The sequence below is a fragment of the Candidatus Poriferisocius sp. genome, from assembly GCF_965219815.1.
Classification (GTDB): domain Bacteria; phylum Actinomycetota; class Acidimicrobiia; order Acidimicrobiales; family Bin134; genus Poriferisocius.
The window spans coordinates 1,362,072-1,377,038 of the sequence record NZ_OZ244791.1 but is presented as its reverse complement, the minus strand read 5'-3'; the positions used below and the strand labels follow the sequence as shown (position 1 = coordinate 1,377,038).

The window sequence follows — 14,967 nt, the reverse complement described above, 5'->3', positions numbered from 1 at the left end:
TGCTGATACGCCACAGGGCCTGTCAGACGCTCCCTTGTCAAGCAGCGAGCGGTTCGGGTTGTTTCCGGGTAGTTTCGTCGCACCGCATTCGGCGGGATGATTCGGTTGGCGAGGTGGCACAGAAGACCTGTTCAACTGGCTGAACACGCCCCGCGCCCGCCGGGCCTGCCCGCGCCACCTGTGGGGCGCTGCCCGAAGGAAGCTGGACTTGCGTGACTCTGCCGCTGCCCTGAACGACCTCGCGGTTCCGCCAGTGAGCTTCCCCCCTAATCGTGGAGAGTTTGTTTTTGAGGGTCGGGGTTGTGGGCCTGTTCGTATTCTACGGGGCTGGTCATTCCGATTGCGGAGTGGAGGCGGTGCTGGTTGTACCAGGTGTGGACCCATAGGGTGATTTCTCGTCGGGCCCGGGCTCTGGTGGTCCAGGCTCGGCGTGAGATGAGCTCGTGTTGGAGGGTGGAGAAGAACGACTCGGCCGGCGCGTTGTCCAGCGCGTTGCCGGTTCTTCCGGTGGACCGTGAGATGCCGAGCCGCCGGCAGGCGGCGGCGAAGGCTTCTGAGGTGTATTGCGATCCCTTGTCCGAGTGGAAGATGACGCCTTTGACGTTGCCGCCTCTGGTGGCGACCGCGGTGTTGATGGCCTGTTTGGCCAGCTCGGCGGTCGGGTACCGGTCGGAGGTGGCGAAGCCGACCATGCGCCTGGAGTAGAGGTCCTCGACGGTCGCGAGGAACACCGGGCCCTCGGCGGTGGGAACCTGTTTGAAGTCGCCGCACCATTTCTGGTTGACCCCTGTCGCGCTGAAGTCGCGGCCCAGAAGGTCTGTGGGGGCCGCATGGGAGCTGTCGGGGCTGGTGAGGCCCTTTTTGCGTTTGGGGCGGGCGCACAGGCCCTGGCGGGCCATCGAGGCCTCCACCGTCTTCTTCGACACCGACAGGCCATCGCGTCGCAGCCGGGCGCGCACCCTGGGCGACCCGTAGGTGCCGTCCGATTCGTCGAACGCCTTTTTCACCTCGGCGTCCAGCGCCCGGCGACGCCGCTGCCGATCGGTCAGCGGCCGGTCGAGGTGCTTGTAGAACGTGGATTCCGCCACGCCCAGCGCTCTGCAAGCCACAGAGTGAGGCACACCGTGGTCGGTCCTTTGGGCCGCGATGAACCCTGCGGTCACCGCGTCGCCTCGTTGACCCAAAGGACCACGGATCGTTTGAGCACATCACGCTCCATCTCCAGCTCGGCGACCCGGCGGCGCAGCCGGGCCAGCTCGGCCCGCTCGTCGCCGCTCAGCCCGCCCGAGCGCTCGTCTCGGTCCCGGCGCACCCAATTCCCGAGCGTGCCCTCGTTGACGCCGAGCTCCCGGGCGACGTGGGCCACCGGCCGGCCGGTCTCCTTGACGATCCGGACAGCCCCATCACGGAACTCCCGGTCATAATCTCTTCGCGGTCTGGACATAGCTCCTCCTTATAGAGCATGTCTCCACGAAAAGGGGGGAACCTCACCAGGCAACAGACTGGAGCAGCTGGGCGGCGACCGCAGCGGGCAATCCAGCATTCGAGTCAACGACCAGTTCCGCATCTGCTTTGTCTGGACCGCCGCTGGCTCCGACCAAGTCGAGGTCACCGACTGCAACTAGAAAGGAACCCGAGATGGTGCGCATCCCGAAAGACCGCGAGCCGACCCCCTCAGGAACAATGCTCTTGCAGGAGTTCCTCCAACCCCTGGGGATTACCCAGAGCGAATTGGCCGTTGCGATCAACGTGCCCTTCCAACGGGTGAACGAAGTAGCGCGGGGGTGGCGGGGCGTGACCCCCAGCACCGCACTGTGGCTCTCCCGGTGCTTGGGCACGACCCCGGAGTTCTGCATGAACCTGCAACTGCGCTGGGACCTCTACCGCGCCCAACGCGAGGAAGCCGAATAGCTCGACGACATCTCACCGCTCGCCGCATCTCGCCGAAGTAATGACCGGGGGCGGGAGGGTCTGTCAGCCGCTCCCCGGTCAAGCTCTGGTCACAGCCCTATGTCGATGCCTCTCGCCGTAGTGTCTTCCGTGGTGTCGAGTTCGGGTGTCTGGGGTGTGTGCTCGGGGAGCATTCGGGTTCGGTCGTGGAGGGCTTGGAGTGTTTCGGCGGCGGCGCAGAGGCGGGGGGCTTCGGTGTCGGTTGCTCGGTAGCGGCGGGTGGTGGTGGCGGTGAGGGCGATCTCGACTGTTTTGGCTCCGACCGGTTCTGCGACGGCTGTTGCTGTGCCGTCGTTTCGTGCGGCTTGGCGTTTTCCGCCGGGGAGAGTCGTCAGCTCCACATCGTCGTTGATCTGTGCTGCCTCTAGCCGCCTTGGATCGCCGAGTCGGCCTGTTGAGGCCGCAGCCGTCAGCAGGGTGTCGAGGGTTTCTGGGTCGGCTCTGTAGCGGCGTTTGGAGGCGGTGGTCAGGCAGATTTCGACTGTTTTTTGTCCGATGCGCTGCCAGGTCGCTGTGGGCGGCGCGCCGGGGCCGGGGCCGGGAGCTGTCGCGGCCGCGGCGGGTGTTTTTGGCTGTTTGTTGGGTTGGTGGGGTGCACTGTTGGCGATGATCTGTAGCTCGACTAGCTCGTGGTATATCTGCTTGGCGCGCTCTCCTAGTTGGTCTGAGGCTGCGGCGATGGTGATCTCGGGGCGGTCGCGGATGTAGATAGGGTCGCCGGAGGCTGTGCTCAGCTCCACCCACCACCAGGGCTTGTCTTCGCCTTTGGCTCCCAGTGCTCTGCGGAGCTGGGCTTCGGGGATGCAGCCGGTCCTCCATGCTTCGGCGAGGAGGTCGTCGGCGTCCCAGTCCCAGTCGGTGCCGGGCAGGTCGAGCTCGGGGGGCGGGCCGAGCTTTTTGGCGGCTTGGCGGACATGTTCGATGACGGTGGTGCCGGCGGGGAGCCACTCGGGCCGGTGCTGGCCGGTTTCGGCGACATCGCCAGGGTCTGGCGGGGGCGGTGTCATGGTGCGGTGTCGGCGGGAGTCTGGCGGTTTGGGGCGGTTTGGCCGACGCTGGGTTCTGGGGTGGCCAAGCGGGTGATGTCCACGACGGTGATCCGGCTCGCGCTGTTGTGGGTGCCGAGGGCCTCGATCTTGTTGTCGGGGGTGGTTGTGATGGTCCACCGCCAGCCGCACACGGGGCAGTGCCAGTGTTGGACGGCCAGGTGCATTCTGGCCTCGCAGCTTTCGCACTCTGCGCCCGGTGGCCGCCTGTGGAGTATTGAGCAGACCGCGGCGTCTCTTCTGGGGGGTGGTTGTCGGCGGTCCATGTCGGTCACGGGCCGGATGGGCAGAGCCGCCGGGGGCCGAGTTGCTGGTGGGCGGGGGGCTCGGCTGGCGTCGCGGCGGCGGGGGGCGCCTCAGTTTGCACTGAAGTCGTCGCCTTCGATGGGGATGATCAGCTCGGCTGGTTCTTTGGGCTCGGCTCTGAGCCACCACACGTACCGGTAGCCGGGTTGCAGGACCACGTGGGTTCCGTCTTTGAGGCCGAGCACTGTCGGGGTGGAGGCTTCTGCGAATCCCCAGAGCGCTCCGATGTCGATGGTCACCGCCAGCGGATTGTCCCCAGGTTTGTCCACAGCGGCGCGGGCGAGCCCCCAGCGGGTGAGCCCGTCCCAGCCGACCAGGATTAGCCCGCCGGTGAGCCCGGTCAACAGTGCCCACCAGTCTCCGGCCAGCGATTTCCAGAACAGCACCCAAATGAGCAGCAGCGACGCGTACATGAGGTTGGTTGCGGCGTAGACGGCCCGGCAGCGGCGCGTGGCGCGGAGGGCGACGTGCAGGACCGCGGCGCACGCCACAAGGATCGACCACATCACCGGGTCGGCCCAGCCGCCGGAGGCTGCCGCGAGCATCGCGGCCAGCATGGGAATGGCGATGGAGAGGCGTATCCAGCCGACCACGGGGCCCAAAAGCCCGGCGGGCCAGGTGGTCCACATCACCAGATGGTTGTCCTCTCCCCGGCGGTCTGGCTTTCCTGCCAGTTCCACCGCAGGCTGTGGATCGTGGAGACCGGCCAGACGGCAGCTCTTGCACTGTCGTCTTCGCTGGGTGGTGCGGGGTCCGCCGGCCGGCGGCTCAGACAAGGTCGGCGGGCGACCGGTCAGCGACCACCTCATGCGTGGTCGGGGATGGGGGTGTTCGAGGGGCCTTTGGCGATGAGATCGGCGATGGTTTGCTCTGGGACGAGGGCGAAGCACCACGCGTCCACGCCGACGTTGATCTGGCGGTGTTGTTGGCGCCACTTCTCGTGGACGTGGCCGTGAAGCAGCCAGCCTCCGTCGTCTTGGGGGCGCCACTGGGCGAACTTCATGTCGCGGCGGGCGTCGAGCTGGTAGGGGAAGTGGCTGAGGCGCGCCCTCTGCCCGGCGATGGTGTGGGGCTCTGGGTTGTAGATGATCTTGTCTATCCCGCCGATGCGGTAGTAGTCGGCCCGCTCCCAGCGGTGGTCTCTGCGGCCCTGCCAGCACAGGTCGTGGTTCCCGTTCCCAGGGGGTACAACTCAGAGGTTTCCTTTGTCCGATGGGGAACCTCGAGCAAGTCGCCTCCGTCATCAGAATAGCGTGCCATATGCTAATGCGTTTGACGCGTTAAATCTTTTAGCGCGCTAAACATCTTAGTGTTTAGCGCGCTAATATCGGTAACGCGCTAAACACCATGATCTGTGGCGCGCTCATAACAGAAACCGGCAAGCGGAGCAGCAAGATGGGATTCCTCGTCGAGCAAGTGTGGCACGGCAACCCGGGGGCCTTTCGCGCCCGCGACCGCCGCGGCGGCCGCTTCAACGCCTATGTCCCCCACCCGCTTCGCGGATGGCATCCGCTGCTGCCGGCCGATATGGCCGCGTCGGTCGCCGCTGCCGAGAATGAGTTGAGAGACACCGCGATCGCCGCCAGGGGGGACGGCGCTGGGATGTTCTTTTGGGCAGAGTCACTCGGGTCATCTCGCATAGAAGGAGTCGCACCCGGAACCAAGAAGGTCGTACACGCCCTTGCCCGTCGGCAGCGCACACCCGACCGGGATTTCCACGGGCCCGTCGGGGAAGTCCTCGCCAACATCGATGCCACCACCACTGCGCTCGACCTGCTCGCCGACCGAGAGCACATCAGCATCGCCACCCTCCAAAAGGCCCACCGGGTCCTCATGGATGCATCCCCCACCCCCCACCTTGGCGGCCGCATCCGTGACGAACAGAACTGGGTGGGCGGCAACGACTGGCACCCGCTCGAAGGCGATTTCATCCCCCCGCCCCCAGAACACTGCGACCCACTGCTCGAAGACCTCGTGTCCTACCTCCGGGTCGAAGACCACTCGCCGCTGCTGCAAGCCACAATCGCCCACGCCCAGTTTGAGACAATCCACCCGTTCGGCGATGGAAACGGGCGCACCGGGCGGGCCGTGTTGTACGCCGTGCTAAAGCACCGGCTCTGCGGCACCCAGCCCGCCGCGCTGCCACCGATCAGCCTCGCTCTCTCACGAGACCGCGACGCCTACATTGCCGCGCTCGCCGCCTATCAGACATACGTCGGACCGGCTGACGCCCCCGCGCGGGCAGAGGCGCTCGGCCCATGTGCGGAAGCGCTCGCCACCGCATCCCACAGAGCCTGTGCCGCGGTCCGTCGATACACAGAGGCAATGGTCGCCCTTCGAGACCGCTGGCGGGAGGCCGCCGGAGGGCGGCGAGGCCGGTCGGCAGTGTCCGCGGCCATCGACTGCCTGCCCGCCCACCCGTCACTCACCCCCTCAGCCCTCTCAGGGATCACCGGATACTCAGAACCCAGGGCGGCCGCCGCGCTGCGCCACCTCGAAGCCGCCGGGGTCGTCAAGGCCCGCACAGTGGAAACCGGGATGCGGGTCTACGACGCAGACCAAGTATTCAACGCCTACGAGGTGATGGCATCCACCATCTGCGACAAAAGGGCCTCCGCAGACGACTATGCCAATATCGTCGCCAGCCCGCTCATCTCCGCGCCTGCCCAGCCACTCCGCCCCACCGGCCGACGCCAACAGGGCGTCAGCCCATGGGAGCTCTGCCCGCTCTCAGTGAAATCCACCGGCCTGCCCTGCGGCCTCAAAGCCGGACACCAAGGCCACTGCCGCCAGATCCCCCACCGCAAACACCCACCCCGCTAGCCGTCCCCGCCCGACAAGCCCCTCCAGCTCAATTTGGCAGAGCAACGGACTCTTAATCCGCAGGTTCTGGGTTCAAGTCCCAGGGGGGTACAAACTGAAGCTGTCCTGATATTGCACTGAGAGCAGGCACGCTCAACCGGTCGAGCGCCCCCGCTCGGGAGTTACCCGCCCTTCGGGAGCCGCCCACCCCACGGGCGAACCGGAGCGAAACCGCAGCTGGCCCTGGTGGTGGCCGCTTGCTCCGATTCGGCCTGCGCCGCGCCGGCCCGCTACATCAGGGGTCGTGGATTCCCGAACCGCCCGCCCTGCCGCCCCGCACCCGTCTGCGGGCGCGGGCGGCGGCCGGGCCGGCTGCGGTGGCATGGGGGCGGCCACCGCGGCACCGGGGGGCGGGTGATGGGCCAGGACGAGGCGGTCGAGCTTTCGGCGCGTACCCGCAAGGCCTACCGCGTCGGGCAGGGTAGCTGGCGGTTGTGGGCATCGGGCCGGGGGGTGCCGGAGTTCCCAGCCCGCCCCGACCACCTACAGCAGTGGCTGACCGCTCTGGCCGGACAGGACAAAAGGCCCGGCACCCTTCGCGCCTACCACTCCGCGGTGGCCCACTGGCACCGGGAGCTGCCCGGTGCCAACCCGGCCCACGACCCCGAGGTGCTCCGACTGCTCAACGAGCTGGCCGAACAGGCCGCCGCCCGGACCAGCGCCCCCGAACCGCCCGACCCGCTGCGGTGGCACCACATCTGCCAGATCATCGGCACCGCCCACCAGCCCCGCCGAAACCAGCCCGGAAGACGCTTCGAGACCACCGCCCAAGCCCGCAGCCGCGGCGACACCGACATCGCCATGATCGCCGTCGCCCACGACGCCTCGCTAGGCTGCTCCCAGATCCTCGCGCTCAGATGGGAGGACGTGGTTGCTCCCGAAGATGGCGGGCTCGGCCAAGTCCGCGTCCCGAACCCCACCGCATACCAACCGGACGTCGCACCTATATCAGAGTTCACCGCCCAAGCCCTGGCCCGCATACGACCCCCCGGCACCGATGGCGGCCAGCGTGTCTTCAACTTCTCGGCCAACACCGTCACCCGCCGCACCAAAGCCGCCGCCCGAACCGCCGGCATCGACCCGACGAACATCACCGCAAGCTCCCCGGCACTGGGCATGGCCCAAGACCTCGCCGAATACCGAGCCCAGATGCTCGAATCCACCCAGATAGGCCGCTGAGGCCGCCTCGACCGCTCGCCGTTGTTGCGCCAGGACATCGGTGTCTGAGCGCCAGCGGATTCGTCGGGGGCCGCTACTCGGTTGATTTGGGGTGGCCGATGTAGACGGCGGTCACCCACACTGTTTTGGAGTCGTCGTCGGGGCAGTACCAGATGCGACCGCCGGCGGTGACCTCGTGCTGCTACTGCTCCAGCACCTTGCCCTCCAGTTGTTTGGCGCCGAACTCTTTCCTGAGCCTGGCCTGGCGGCTGCTGTGGCGGCGGGGGTCGCGGGTGATGGCGTTCCACGCCCGCCGGGTGTTGGCCGAAGCGGTGTTGCACAGCTCGTCCCACTCCCGGGCGGCCTGGTTGCTGGCAAAGCGGATGTCCCATCCGCCGCTGGGCGTTTTCATCGGGCAGCGCCGCCGCCAGTCGGCGCCAGCCGATAAGGGCTAAGCAGCCGCGGCGATGACCGCGGCGGCGATGAGGCCCAACCCTGTCCCGAACACGAGCGCCAGCCGAGAGCGCGGCGTAGAGGCGTATGGCCCGAACGGGGGCTGTGTGGCCTTCCAGGAGTAGATCATGCAGGCCAACATGAGCAGCGTTCCGGTGACGGTGATCCACGGGTCCAGGCGTTCGCCGAGCCCCCATGCACCTTGCCCGCCCATCGAGTCAGGACCCTTTCAGGGAAGGATGTCGTGGCTGCCGATTCGCAGCCATACTACGTGGCGCTTGCCGGGAGTCTGCTGAAGGCCCCAGGCGAAGGTCGCCCGGCCGTCTGGGGCCCATGTCATCTCGTAGCTACCGGAAGCGCCCTTCACTTTCTTAACGCGCAGAGCTGATCGGAACCAGCTGAGACGTCCTTCTTCCATGTCAGACAGGTCGGCGACGAATTGCTGCAATCGGACTTCGAAGAGAGAGACCTGTGCCGGGGTTAGCCGTCTGAGGTCGCGCAGGAATGAGGGGTTCTCAAAGCGAGTCGGCATTCGCCCTTAGTTGCGGAAGCGGCTACTGGGAAGACCCGTTTCGCCGCGCTCTCATGGCGGCGATGAAGTCTTCGGTGCTGGCGTGGAACTCGCCCTCTTCTATATCGGCTGGGGGCCCTTTGCCGGTATCGGCATCAATGCCAGCAATAGACAGGGTCTCGGATTGTGTTGCTTTGCGCTGCTTGCGGGCCGAAGGTAGCCAGCGCTTCAGTTGCGAGACAGCCATTCCCTGTCCTCCGAGGTCAACTTGGGCTTCCACCTTACCCCGACCGTTGCCTTGAATCAGGGGCGCGTTGCCAGCCAACACCGGTCCGGATTCGACACGGGCAAACTCGCGCGCATCGTGCTACAGTGACACTGTTCCGCATTGCGGTACTGGTCCACAGTATGGAACCCGCCCTGGGGTCCAGCACCACAGAAGGAGTGTGTCGAATGACTGACACGCCCGAGATCGACGACATCGATCTTTCGAGTCTGAACGACGAAGACCTCTGTGCGCAGATGCACGACGATCTTTACGACGGCCTGGCCGAGGAGATCGACGAGGGCACCAGGATCTTGCTGGACCGGGGCTGGCCGGCCGACAAGGTGCTGGACGTGGCGCTGGTGGAGGGGATGCGCATTGTGGGCATCGACTTCCGCGACGGCATCCTGTTCGTGCCCGAGGTGCTGCTGGCCGCCAACGCCATGAAGGCGGGCATGGCCATACTCCGACCGCTTCTGGCCGAGACCGGGGCCGAGCCCATCGGCAGCGTGGTGATCGGCACGGTCAAGGGCGACATCCACGACATCGGCAAGAACCTGGTGGCCATGATGCTGGAGGGCGCGGGGTTTGAGGTAACCGACCTGGGCATCAACACTGACGTGGAGGAGTTCATCGCCGCCCTCGACGAGCACCAGCCCGACATCTTGGGCATGTCGGCGCTTCTCACCACCACCATGCCTTACATGAAGGTAGTCATCGACACCCTGGTGGAGAAGAGCCTGCGGGAGGACTTCATCGTGCTGGTGGGCGGCGCTCCCCTCAATGAGGAGTTCGGCGAGGCCATCGGCGCCGACGCCTACTGCCGTGACGCCGCGGTCGCCGCGGAGACCGCCAAAGAGTTGATGGCGGCCCGCCGAGCCGCGGTTTGATCATGTCCAAGGTGCTCGTGGTGGCCTGCGGGGCGTTGGCCAAGGAGCTGCGCTACCTGATCTCGGCGCTGGAGAACAACAGCGGCGGCTCCGGTATCGACCTTGAGTGCCTGCCGGCCAAGCTGCACAACCGCCCCGAGTTGATCCCTGAGGCGGTGCGAGACCGGGTGCGGGCCGCCCGCGGCCGCTACCAGACCATTCTGGTGGGCTACGCCGACTGTGGCACCGGGGGCCTGCTCGACAAGGTGTGCCAAGAAGAGGGCGTGGAGCGCCTCCCCGGCCCCCACTGCTACGAGCTCTACGCCGGGGCTGAGGCGTTCGCCCAGCTCCAAGAGGAGGAGCTGGGAACGCTGTACCTCACCGACTATCTGGTTCGGCATTTCGAGCGCCTGATTCTGGAGGGGCTGGGCATCCTCGACCACCCCGAACTTCAAGACGTCTATTTCAAGAACTACACCCGGCTGGTGTACCTGTCACAGGAGCACGACCCCGAACTGGACCGATTGGCCCGACAAGCGGCCGACCGTCTGGGGCTGCGCTTCGAGAAGGTGGTCACCGGTTACGGAGGTTTGGTCGATGCGCTGGTAGAGATCCGGGAGCGAGCCGCGTGAGTCGGCGGCGGGGGAGTAACGGCAACCTAGTGGTGATCTGTTGGCGGGACATCCCCGCTCAGGTGAACGCTGGCTCGGGATCCTCAAAGATCCAGCGCATCCTCCCCCGCCGCTTCCAAAGGGCGATCGACGAGGCCGCCATGGTGGCCGGCAAGACCCAGGCATCGCAGTACGTGGGCGAGTGGCGCCGCAAGGTGATCCCCGGCAACCCCGACGACCCCGAGGGTGCCGCTCTGCGGGCCGCTGAGGAGCTCGAGGCCGCCTTCCCGCGGGAGCGGCTCAAAGAATTCGTAGCCACCGGGGGCTGGGACCCGGACACCAGCGAGCCAGCACCCGAGCGCATCGAGTCATCGGACGCGGCCAGCGTCAACGAACACTCCCCAACCGTGAGTCCCCAGGAGGCGACAACGTGACCGAAACCGTGCTCAGCTCTGCCACCAAAGAGGTGGTGATCGGCTTCGACCGGCCGTTTGTGATGATCGGCGAGCGGATCAACCCCACCGGGCGCAAGCTGCTGACCGAGGAGATGAAGGTCGGAGACTTCAGCCGGGTGGAGGCCGACGCCTTGGCCCAAGTGGCCGCCGGCGCCCACATGCTGGACGTGAACGCGGGCATCCCGCTGGCCGACGAGCCCGCGCTGCTGGCCCGAGCCATCAAGCTGGTGCAGTCGGTGACCGATGTGCCCCTGTCCATCGACTCGTCGATCATCGAGGCGCTGGAGGCGGGCATCGCGGTGTACGACGGCAAGCCGCTGATCAACTCGGTCACCGGCGAGGAAGAAGTGCTGGAGCGGGTGCTTCCCCTGGTGGCCCGCCACAGCGCCGCGGTGGTGGCCATCTCCAACGACGAGACCGGCATCAGCGAGGATCCCGACGTCCGCTTCAAAGTGGCCCGCAAGATCGTGGAGCGGGCCTCCGACCACGGCATCCCCCGCTCAGATGTGGTGGTGGACCCACTGGTCATGCCCATCGGGGCCATGGGCACCGCGGGCCAGCAGGTGTTCCGCCTGGTGCGGCGCATCCGGGAAGAGCTCGGGGTGAACACCACCTGCGGAGCCAGCAACGTGAGCTTCGGCTTGCCCAACCGCCACGCCATCACCGGCACGTTTCTGGCTATGGCCATCGGGGCGGGAATGACCTCGGCCATCATGAACCCCCTGCACGGCGAGGTGAAGCAAGCGGTTATGGCCGCCGACGTTCTGGCCGGTCACGACAGGGACTGCATGGCGTGGATCGCCGAGAACCGGGATCCGACCGCGGCCGGGGAGGGGGCGGCCCGCCGTCGAGGAGGACGTCGCCGGGCCGCAGTATGAGCTCTGAGCACCGCGTGGTGTTCACCCCCAGTGGCATCGAGGCATCCGCCGCCGAGGGGTCGACGGTGCTGGACGCGGCTCGCACTGCCGGGGTGGACATCGACTCAGTGTGTGGGGGCCGAGGGCTCTGCGGACGCTGCCAGGTGTCCCCCAGCAATGGCCAGTTTGCCAAGTGGGGGCTGACGAGCACTGACGACGCCCTCTCCGCGCCCGGGCCCACCGAGCTCGACTACCGAGGGCGTCGCCCGTTGGAAGCAGACCATCGGCTGAGCTGTCAGGCCGCCGTGCTGGGCGACGTGGTGATCGACGTCCCGCCCCAGAGCCAAGTACACAGCCCGGTGGTGCGAAAGGCGGTCGATCTGGGCGAGATCACCCTCGACCCGGTGGTGACCCTCCACTATCTGGAACTGCCCATCGCCGTGCTGGGCGACGAGATCTCCGATGCCGAGCGGCTGGTCGGCGCTTTGGACCACGACTGGGACCTGTCCGACGTTGAAGTTCCCGCTTCAGTACTGCCCGCCTTGTCTTCGGCGATCGCAGCGGGGAGCGGGGCGGTCACCGCCGTGGTCCACACCCGACGGCAGTACTCAACACAAGCCGAAGACGGCGAGGTGGTCGAGCGACGGGTGCTCACGGTGCGACCGGGGTATTCCGATGCGGAATTTGGCGTGGCGGTGGACGTGGGCTCGACCACCGTGGCCGGCTACCTGCTGGATTTGGCCACTGGCGAGGTTGCTGCCACCGCAGGGCGCATGAACCCGCAGATCCGTTTCGGCGAAGACCTGATGAGCCGGGTGTCCTACGCCATGTTGAACCCCGGCGGCACCGCCGAGCTGACCACGGCGGTGCGGTCGGCCATCGACAACGTGATCGGCGAGCTCTGTGAGGCCGCGGCCATCGACCGGGCTGACGTCTGCGATCTCGTGGTGGTGGGAAATCCGATCATGCACCATCTGGTGCTGGGCATCGACCCCACCCCGCTGGGCGCAGCCCCGTTCACATTGGCCGTGCGCGACGGGGTGTGGGCCAACGCCAGCGACATCGAAGTGGACCTGCCCGGCGCATCCCTCTATGTGGGGCCGTGTATCGCCGGCCATGTGGGCGCCGACGCGGCGGCGGCCCTGCTGGCCGAAGGGCCGCACCGGTCCACCCGCCCTCAGCTGTTGGTGGATGTGGGAACCAATGCCGAGATCGTGCTGGGCGACGGCCAGAAGGTGTGGGCGGCGTCGAGTCCTACCGGGCCCGCATTCGAAGGCGCCCAGATCAGCTGCGGGCAGCGGGCCACCGCCGGGGCAATCGAAGGGGTGCGGATCGACCCGGCCACGCTGGAGCCCCGCTTCAAGGTGATCGGCTGCGACCTGTGGTCCGACGACCTCGGCTTTGAAGACGCGTTGGGTTCTCTGGAGGTGTCCGGGCTGTGCGGTTCGGGAATCATCGAGGTGATTGCGGAGATGTTCCTCGTCGGGATCATCGACCACCGAGGTGTCATCGGCGGTGAGTTGGCCGAGCGCAGCCCCCGCATCATAGCCGACGGTCGTACGTTTTCCTATGTGCTTCAAATCCAGCCGGTACCGCTGTTGGTGACCCAAAACGATGTGCGAGCAGTTCAGTTGGCCAAGGCCGCGCTACGGGCCGGCATCGACCTGCTCTTCGAGCACGCCGGGATCGCCGAGGTGGCCGACGTGAGGTTGGCCGGTGCGTTCGGCGCCCACATCAGTCCGGTTCACGCCATGGTGCTGGGCTTGGTGCCCGACGGGCCGGTAGAGGGGGTCAAAGGGGTGGGGAACGCCTCGGGGGCGGGCGCGGCCCGGATGCTGGTTTCGGGATCACAGCGGGCCGAAACCGAGCAAGCCGCCCGGGAAGTGGTCAAGATCGAGACCGCCACCGAGGCCCGTTTCCAGGAGTTGTTCGTGGCCGCCATGTCGCTGCCCCATGAGACCGCCCCCACCCCCCACTTGATGCAAGCGGTGGATTTGCCATCGCGACCAACAACCGATAGCGAGACTGCCGGACCCAAGCGGCGCAGACCAACCCGCCGGCGGCATGCGACTCAGGAGCAGCGATGAGCGAGCGACAAGGAAGGCGGGGCGGCGGTCGGGCCGGCCGCCAGGCGGCCCGGGCGGCCAGCCAGGTTTTGGCCGCCCCCGTGCTGGAGCGGCGCTTGGCGCCAGTGGAGATCATCGACGAGGCCGGCCTGGCTCAAATCGAGGAGAACGCCGAGACCATCCTGGCCGAGGTGGGCGTGGCCTTTCAGGACTTCCCCGAGGCTCTGGACCTGTGGCGGGACGCGGGTGCCGATGTCGACGGCGAGCTGGTGCGGTTCCCTCGGGGGCTGTGCCGCCAGATCGTGGCCGGTAGCGCCCCCGCCACCTACACCCAGCACGCCCGCAACCCCGAGCGCAGCGTGAGCATCGGCGGCAACACCACCGTGTTCGTCCCCAACTACGGCTCGCCATTCGTCACCGACCTGGACCAGGGCCGGCGCTACGCCACCCTGGCCGACTTCGAGAATGTGGTGAAGCTGGCCTACCGCCTCCCCCACCTGCACCACAGCGGCGGCACAGTTTGCGAACCGGTGGATGTGCCGGTGGAGGTGCGCCACCTCGACATGGTGTACGCCCACCTCCGCTACAGCGACAAGCCCTTCATGGGCTCGGTGACCAGCGCTGCCCGGGCCGCCGACTCGGTGGAGCTGGCCCGCATCGCCTTCGGCGGCGACCTGGCCGACCGCACGGTGATGACCTCGCTGATCAACGCCTCCTCCCCCATGCGCTGGGACGCCACCATGCTGGGCGCGGCCACCACCTACGCCCGGGCCAACCAGGCCAGCATCATCAGCCCGTTCATCCTGGCCGGGGCCATGTCGCCGGTGACGGTGGCCGGCCTGTGCGCCCAAGCCCTGGCCGAGGCCCTGTCGGGCATGGCCTACCTGCAACTGGTGCGGCCCGGATCGCCCGTCGTCTTCGGCACGTTCGCCTCGTCGATGTCGATGGCCACCGGTGCTCCCACCTTCGGCACCCCTGAGGCCGCCCAGGCCATCTTCGTCATGGCCGCTTTGGCCCGGCGCTGCGGGGTGCCGTTCCGCTCCGGCGGCCAGCTCACCGCCTCCAAGGCCGCCGATGCCCAAGCGGCCTATGAGTCGGCCCAAACGCTGTTGCCCACCGTGCAGGCCGGGGTCAACTTCGTGCTCCACGCGGCGGGGTGGCTGGAGGGGGGCCTGACGCTCGGCTACGAGAAGCTCATAATGGACGCCGACCAACTAGGCGCCATGGAGGTCCACGCCCGGGGGGTGGACCTCAGCGACAACGGCCAGGCCATGGAGGCGTTCCGCACCAACGCCCACGGCGACCACTTCTTGGGCAACGCCCACACCCTGGCCAACTTCGAAACCGCCTTCTGGCGCTCGGAAGTGGCCGACAACAACAGCTACGAGCAGTGGTCCGAGGAGGGCTCCCTCACCGCCGCCCAGAGGGCCAACACCCGCTGGAAAGAACTGCTGGCCGACTACCAGCCGCCACCCATCGACGACGCCGTCAACGCCGAGCTGCAAGATTTCATCGCCCGCCGCAAGGCCGAGATCGCTAGCGAACCGGAGTAATGCCC

Annotated in this window: 18 protein-coding genes, 1 tRNA gene and 1 pseudogene; 11 read left to right on the top strand and 9 right to left on the bottom strand. The window is 67.2% G+C overall.

Annotated features, from left to right (window positions below; genetic code table 11):
• Nucleotides 1-266 precede the first annotated feature (266 nt).
• Both ACOQPI_RS06545 and ACOQPI_RS06540 read right to left on the bottom strand, forming a co-directional pair.
• Nucleotides 267-1,163, bottom strand: a complete 897-nt coding sequence (locus ACOQPI_RS06545) for an IS3 family transposase (RefSeq protein ID WP_420618059.1) — start codon at nt 1,161-1,163, stop codon at nt 267-269.
• On the bottom strand, nt 1,160-1,444 hold the full coding sequence (locus tag ACOQPI_RS06540) for a transposase (protein WP_420618060.1): 285 nt from the start codon (nt 1,442-1,444) through the stop codon (nt 1,160-1,162). Before ACOQPI_RS06540 ends, ACOQPI_RS06545 begins: the two co-directional genes overlap by 4 nt.
• A gap of 46 nt (nt 1,445-1,490) precedes the next feature.
• Here ACOQPI_RS06540 and ACOQPI_RS06535 point away from each other — a divergent pair.
• Both ACOQPI_RS06535 and ACOQPI_RS06530 read left to right on the top strand, forming a co-directional pair.
• Nucleotides 1,491-1,625: pseudogene (locus tag ACOQPI_RS06535) on the top strand (type II toxin-antitoxin system RelE/ParE family toxin); the annotation flags it as partial.
• 13 nt (nt 1,626-1,638) lie between these two features.
• Nucleotides 1,639-1,911: a HigA family addiction module antitoxin gene (locus ACOQPI_RS06530; protein WP_420618879.1), complete on the top strand. Its 273-nt coding sequence runs from the start codon at nt 1,639-1,641 to the stop codon at nt 1,909-1,911.
• 89 nt (nt 1,912-2,000) lie between these two features.
• Here the strand turns inward: ACOQPI_RS06530 and ACOQPI_RS06525 are convergent, their stop codons facing one another.
• The 4 genes from ACOQPI_RS06525 to ACOQPI_RS06510 form a co-directional block, all read right to left on the bottom strand.
• On the bottom strand, nt 2,001-2,957 hold the full coding sequence (locus tag ACOQPI_RS06525) for a hypothetical protein (protein WP_420618878.1): 957 nt from the start codon (nt 2,955-2,957) through the stop codon (nt 2,001-2,003).
• On the bottom strand, nt 2,954-3,163 hold the full coding sequence (locus ACOQPI_RS06520; protein ID WP_420618877.1) for a hypothetical protein: 210 nt from the start codon (nt 3,161-3,163) through the stop codon (nt 2,954-2,956). The genes ACOQPI_RS06525 and ACOQPI_RS06520 overlap by 4 nt, the downstream gene beginning before the upstream one ends.
• A 189-nt stretch (nt 3,164-3,352) precedes the next feature.
• Nucleotides 3,353-4,078, bottom strand: coding sequence for a hypothetical protein (locus ACOQPI_RS06515; RefSeq protein ID WP_420618876.1), 726 nt, complete (start codon nt 4,076-4,078; stop codon nt 3,353-3,355).
• A gap of 29 nt (nt 4,079-4,107) precedes the next feature.
• Entirely contained in the window at nt 4,108-4,305 is a 198-nt protein-coding gene (locus ACOQPI_RS06510) for a hypothetical protein (protein WP_420618875.1), read from the bottom strand.
• Nucleotides 4,306-4,697: 392 nt separating this feature from the next.
• Between ACOQPI_RS06510 and ACOQPI_RS06505 the strand changes: the two genes are divergently transcribed.
• The 3 genes from ACOQPI_RS06505 to ACOQPI_RS06495 all read left to right on the top strand — a co-directional run bounded on the left by ACOQPI_RS06505 (nt 4,698) and on the right by ACOQPI_RS06495 (nt 7,343).
• Nucleotides 4,698-6,125: a Fic family protein gene (locus ACOQPI_RS06505; protein ID WP_420618874.1), complete on the top strand. Its 1,428-nt coding sequence runs from the start codon at nt 4,698-4,700 to the stop codon at nt 6,123-6,125.
• 17 nt (nt 6,126-6,142) lie between these two features.
• Nucleotides 6,143-6,215, top strand: a tRNA-Lys gene (locus ACOQPI_RS06500).
• Nucleotides 6,216-6,521: 306 nt separating this feature from the next.
• Nucleotides 6,522-7,343, top strand: a complete 822-nt coding sequence (locus tag ACOQPI_RS06495; protein WP_420618873.1) for a hypothetical protein — start codon at nt 6,522-6,524, stop codon at nt 7,341-7,343.
• 181 nt (nt 7,344-7,524) lie between these two features.
• On the opposite strand, the gene ACOQPI_RS06490 is transcribed toward ACOQPI_RS06495, so the two are convergent.
• From ACOQPI_RS06490 to ACOQPI_RS06480, 3 genes are all read right to left on the bottom strand, one after another.
• On the bottom strand, nt 7,525-7,734 hold the full coding sequence (locus tag ACOQPI_RS06490; protein ID WP_420618872.1) for a hypothetical protein: 210 nt from the start codon (nt 7,732-7,734) through the stop codon (nt 7,525-7,527).
• A gap of 39 nt (nt 7,735-7,773) precedes the next feature.
• A complete protein-coding gene (locus ACOQPI_RS06485; RefSeq protein WP_420618871.1) occupies nt 7,774-7,989 on the bottom strand; it encodes a hypothetical protein in 216 nt (71 codons plus the stop codon).
• A gap of 340 nt (nt 7,990-8,329) precedes the next feature.
• Entirely contained in the window at nt 8,330-8,533 is a 204-nt protein-coding gene (locus ACOQPI_RS06480; RefSeq protein WP_420618870.1) for a hypothetical protein, read from the bottom strand.
• Between the two features lie 206 nt (nt 8,534-8,739).
• Here ACOQPI_RS06480 and ACOQPI_RS06475 point away from each other — a divergent pair, with 206 nt between their 5' ends.
• Genes ACOQPI_RS06475 through ACOQPI_RS06450 form a run of 6 tightly spaced genes read left to right on the top strand, consistent with a single transcriptional unit; the run spans nt 8,740 to nt 14,962 of the window.
• Nucleotides 8,740-9,441: a corrinoid protein gene (locus ACOQPI_RS06475; RefSeq protein ID WP_420618869.1), complete on the top strand. Its 702-nt coding sequence runs from the start codon at nt 8,740-8,742 to the stop codon at nt 9,439-9,441.
• A 2-nt stretch (nt 9,442-9,443) separates the two neighbouring features.
• Entirely contained in the window at nt 9,444-10,052 is a 609-nt protein-coding gene (locus ACOQPI_RS06470) for a DUF1638 domain-containing protein (RefSeq protein WP_420618868.1), read from the top strand.
• 29 nt (nt 10,053-10,081) lie between these two features.
• Complete coding sequence (locus ACOQPI_RS06465) at nt 10,082-10,465, top strand: virulence factor (RefSeq protein WP_420618867.1); 384 nt, start codon at nt 10,082-10,084, stop codon at nt 10,463-10,465.
• Nucleotides 10,462-11,364 carry a dihydropteroate synthase gene (locus ACOQPI_RS06460; protein WP_420618866.1) on the top strand — a complete coding sequence of 301 codons (903 nt, stop codon included), beginning with the start codon at nt 10,462-10,464 and terminating at the stop codon, nt 11,362-11,364. The genes ACOQPI_RS06465 and ACOQPI_RS06460 overlap by 4 nt, the downstream gene beginning before the upstream one ends.
• The gene (locus tag ACOQPI_RS06455; protein WP_420618865.1) at nt 11,361-13,430 is read left to right on the top strand and encodes an ASKHA domain-containing protein; all 2,070 of its coding nucleotides are present in this window, start codon (nt 11,361-11,363) and stop codon (nt 13,428-13,430) included. The genes ACOQPI_RS06460 and ACOQPI_RS06455 overlap by 4 nt, the downstream gene beginning before the upstream one ends.
• Nucleotides 13,427-14,962 (top strand): trimethylamine methyltransferase family protein, encoded by a 1,536-nt coding sequence (locus ACOQPI_RS06450; RefSeq protein WP_420618864.1) that lies wholly within the window; start codon nt 13,427-13,429, stop codon nt 14,960-14,962. Before ACOQPI_RS06455 ends, ACOQPI_RS06450 begins: the two co-directional genes overlap by 4 nt.
• The last annotated feature ends 5 nt before the right edge of the window (nt 14,963-14,967 follow it).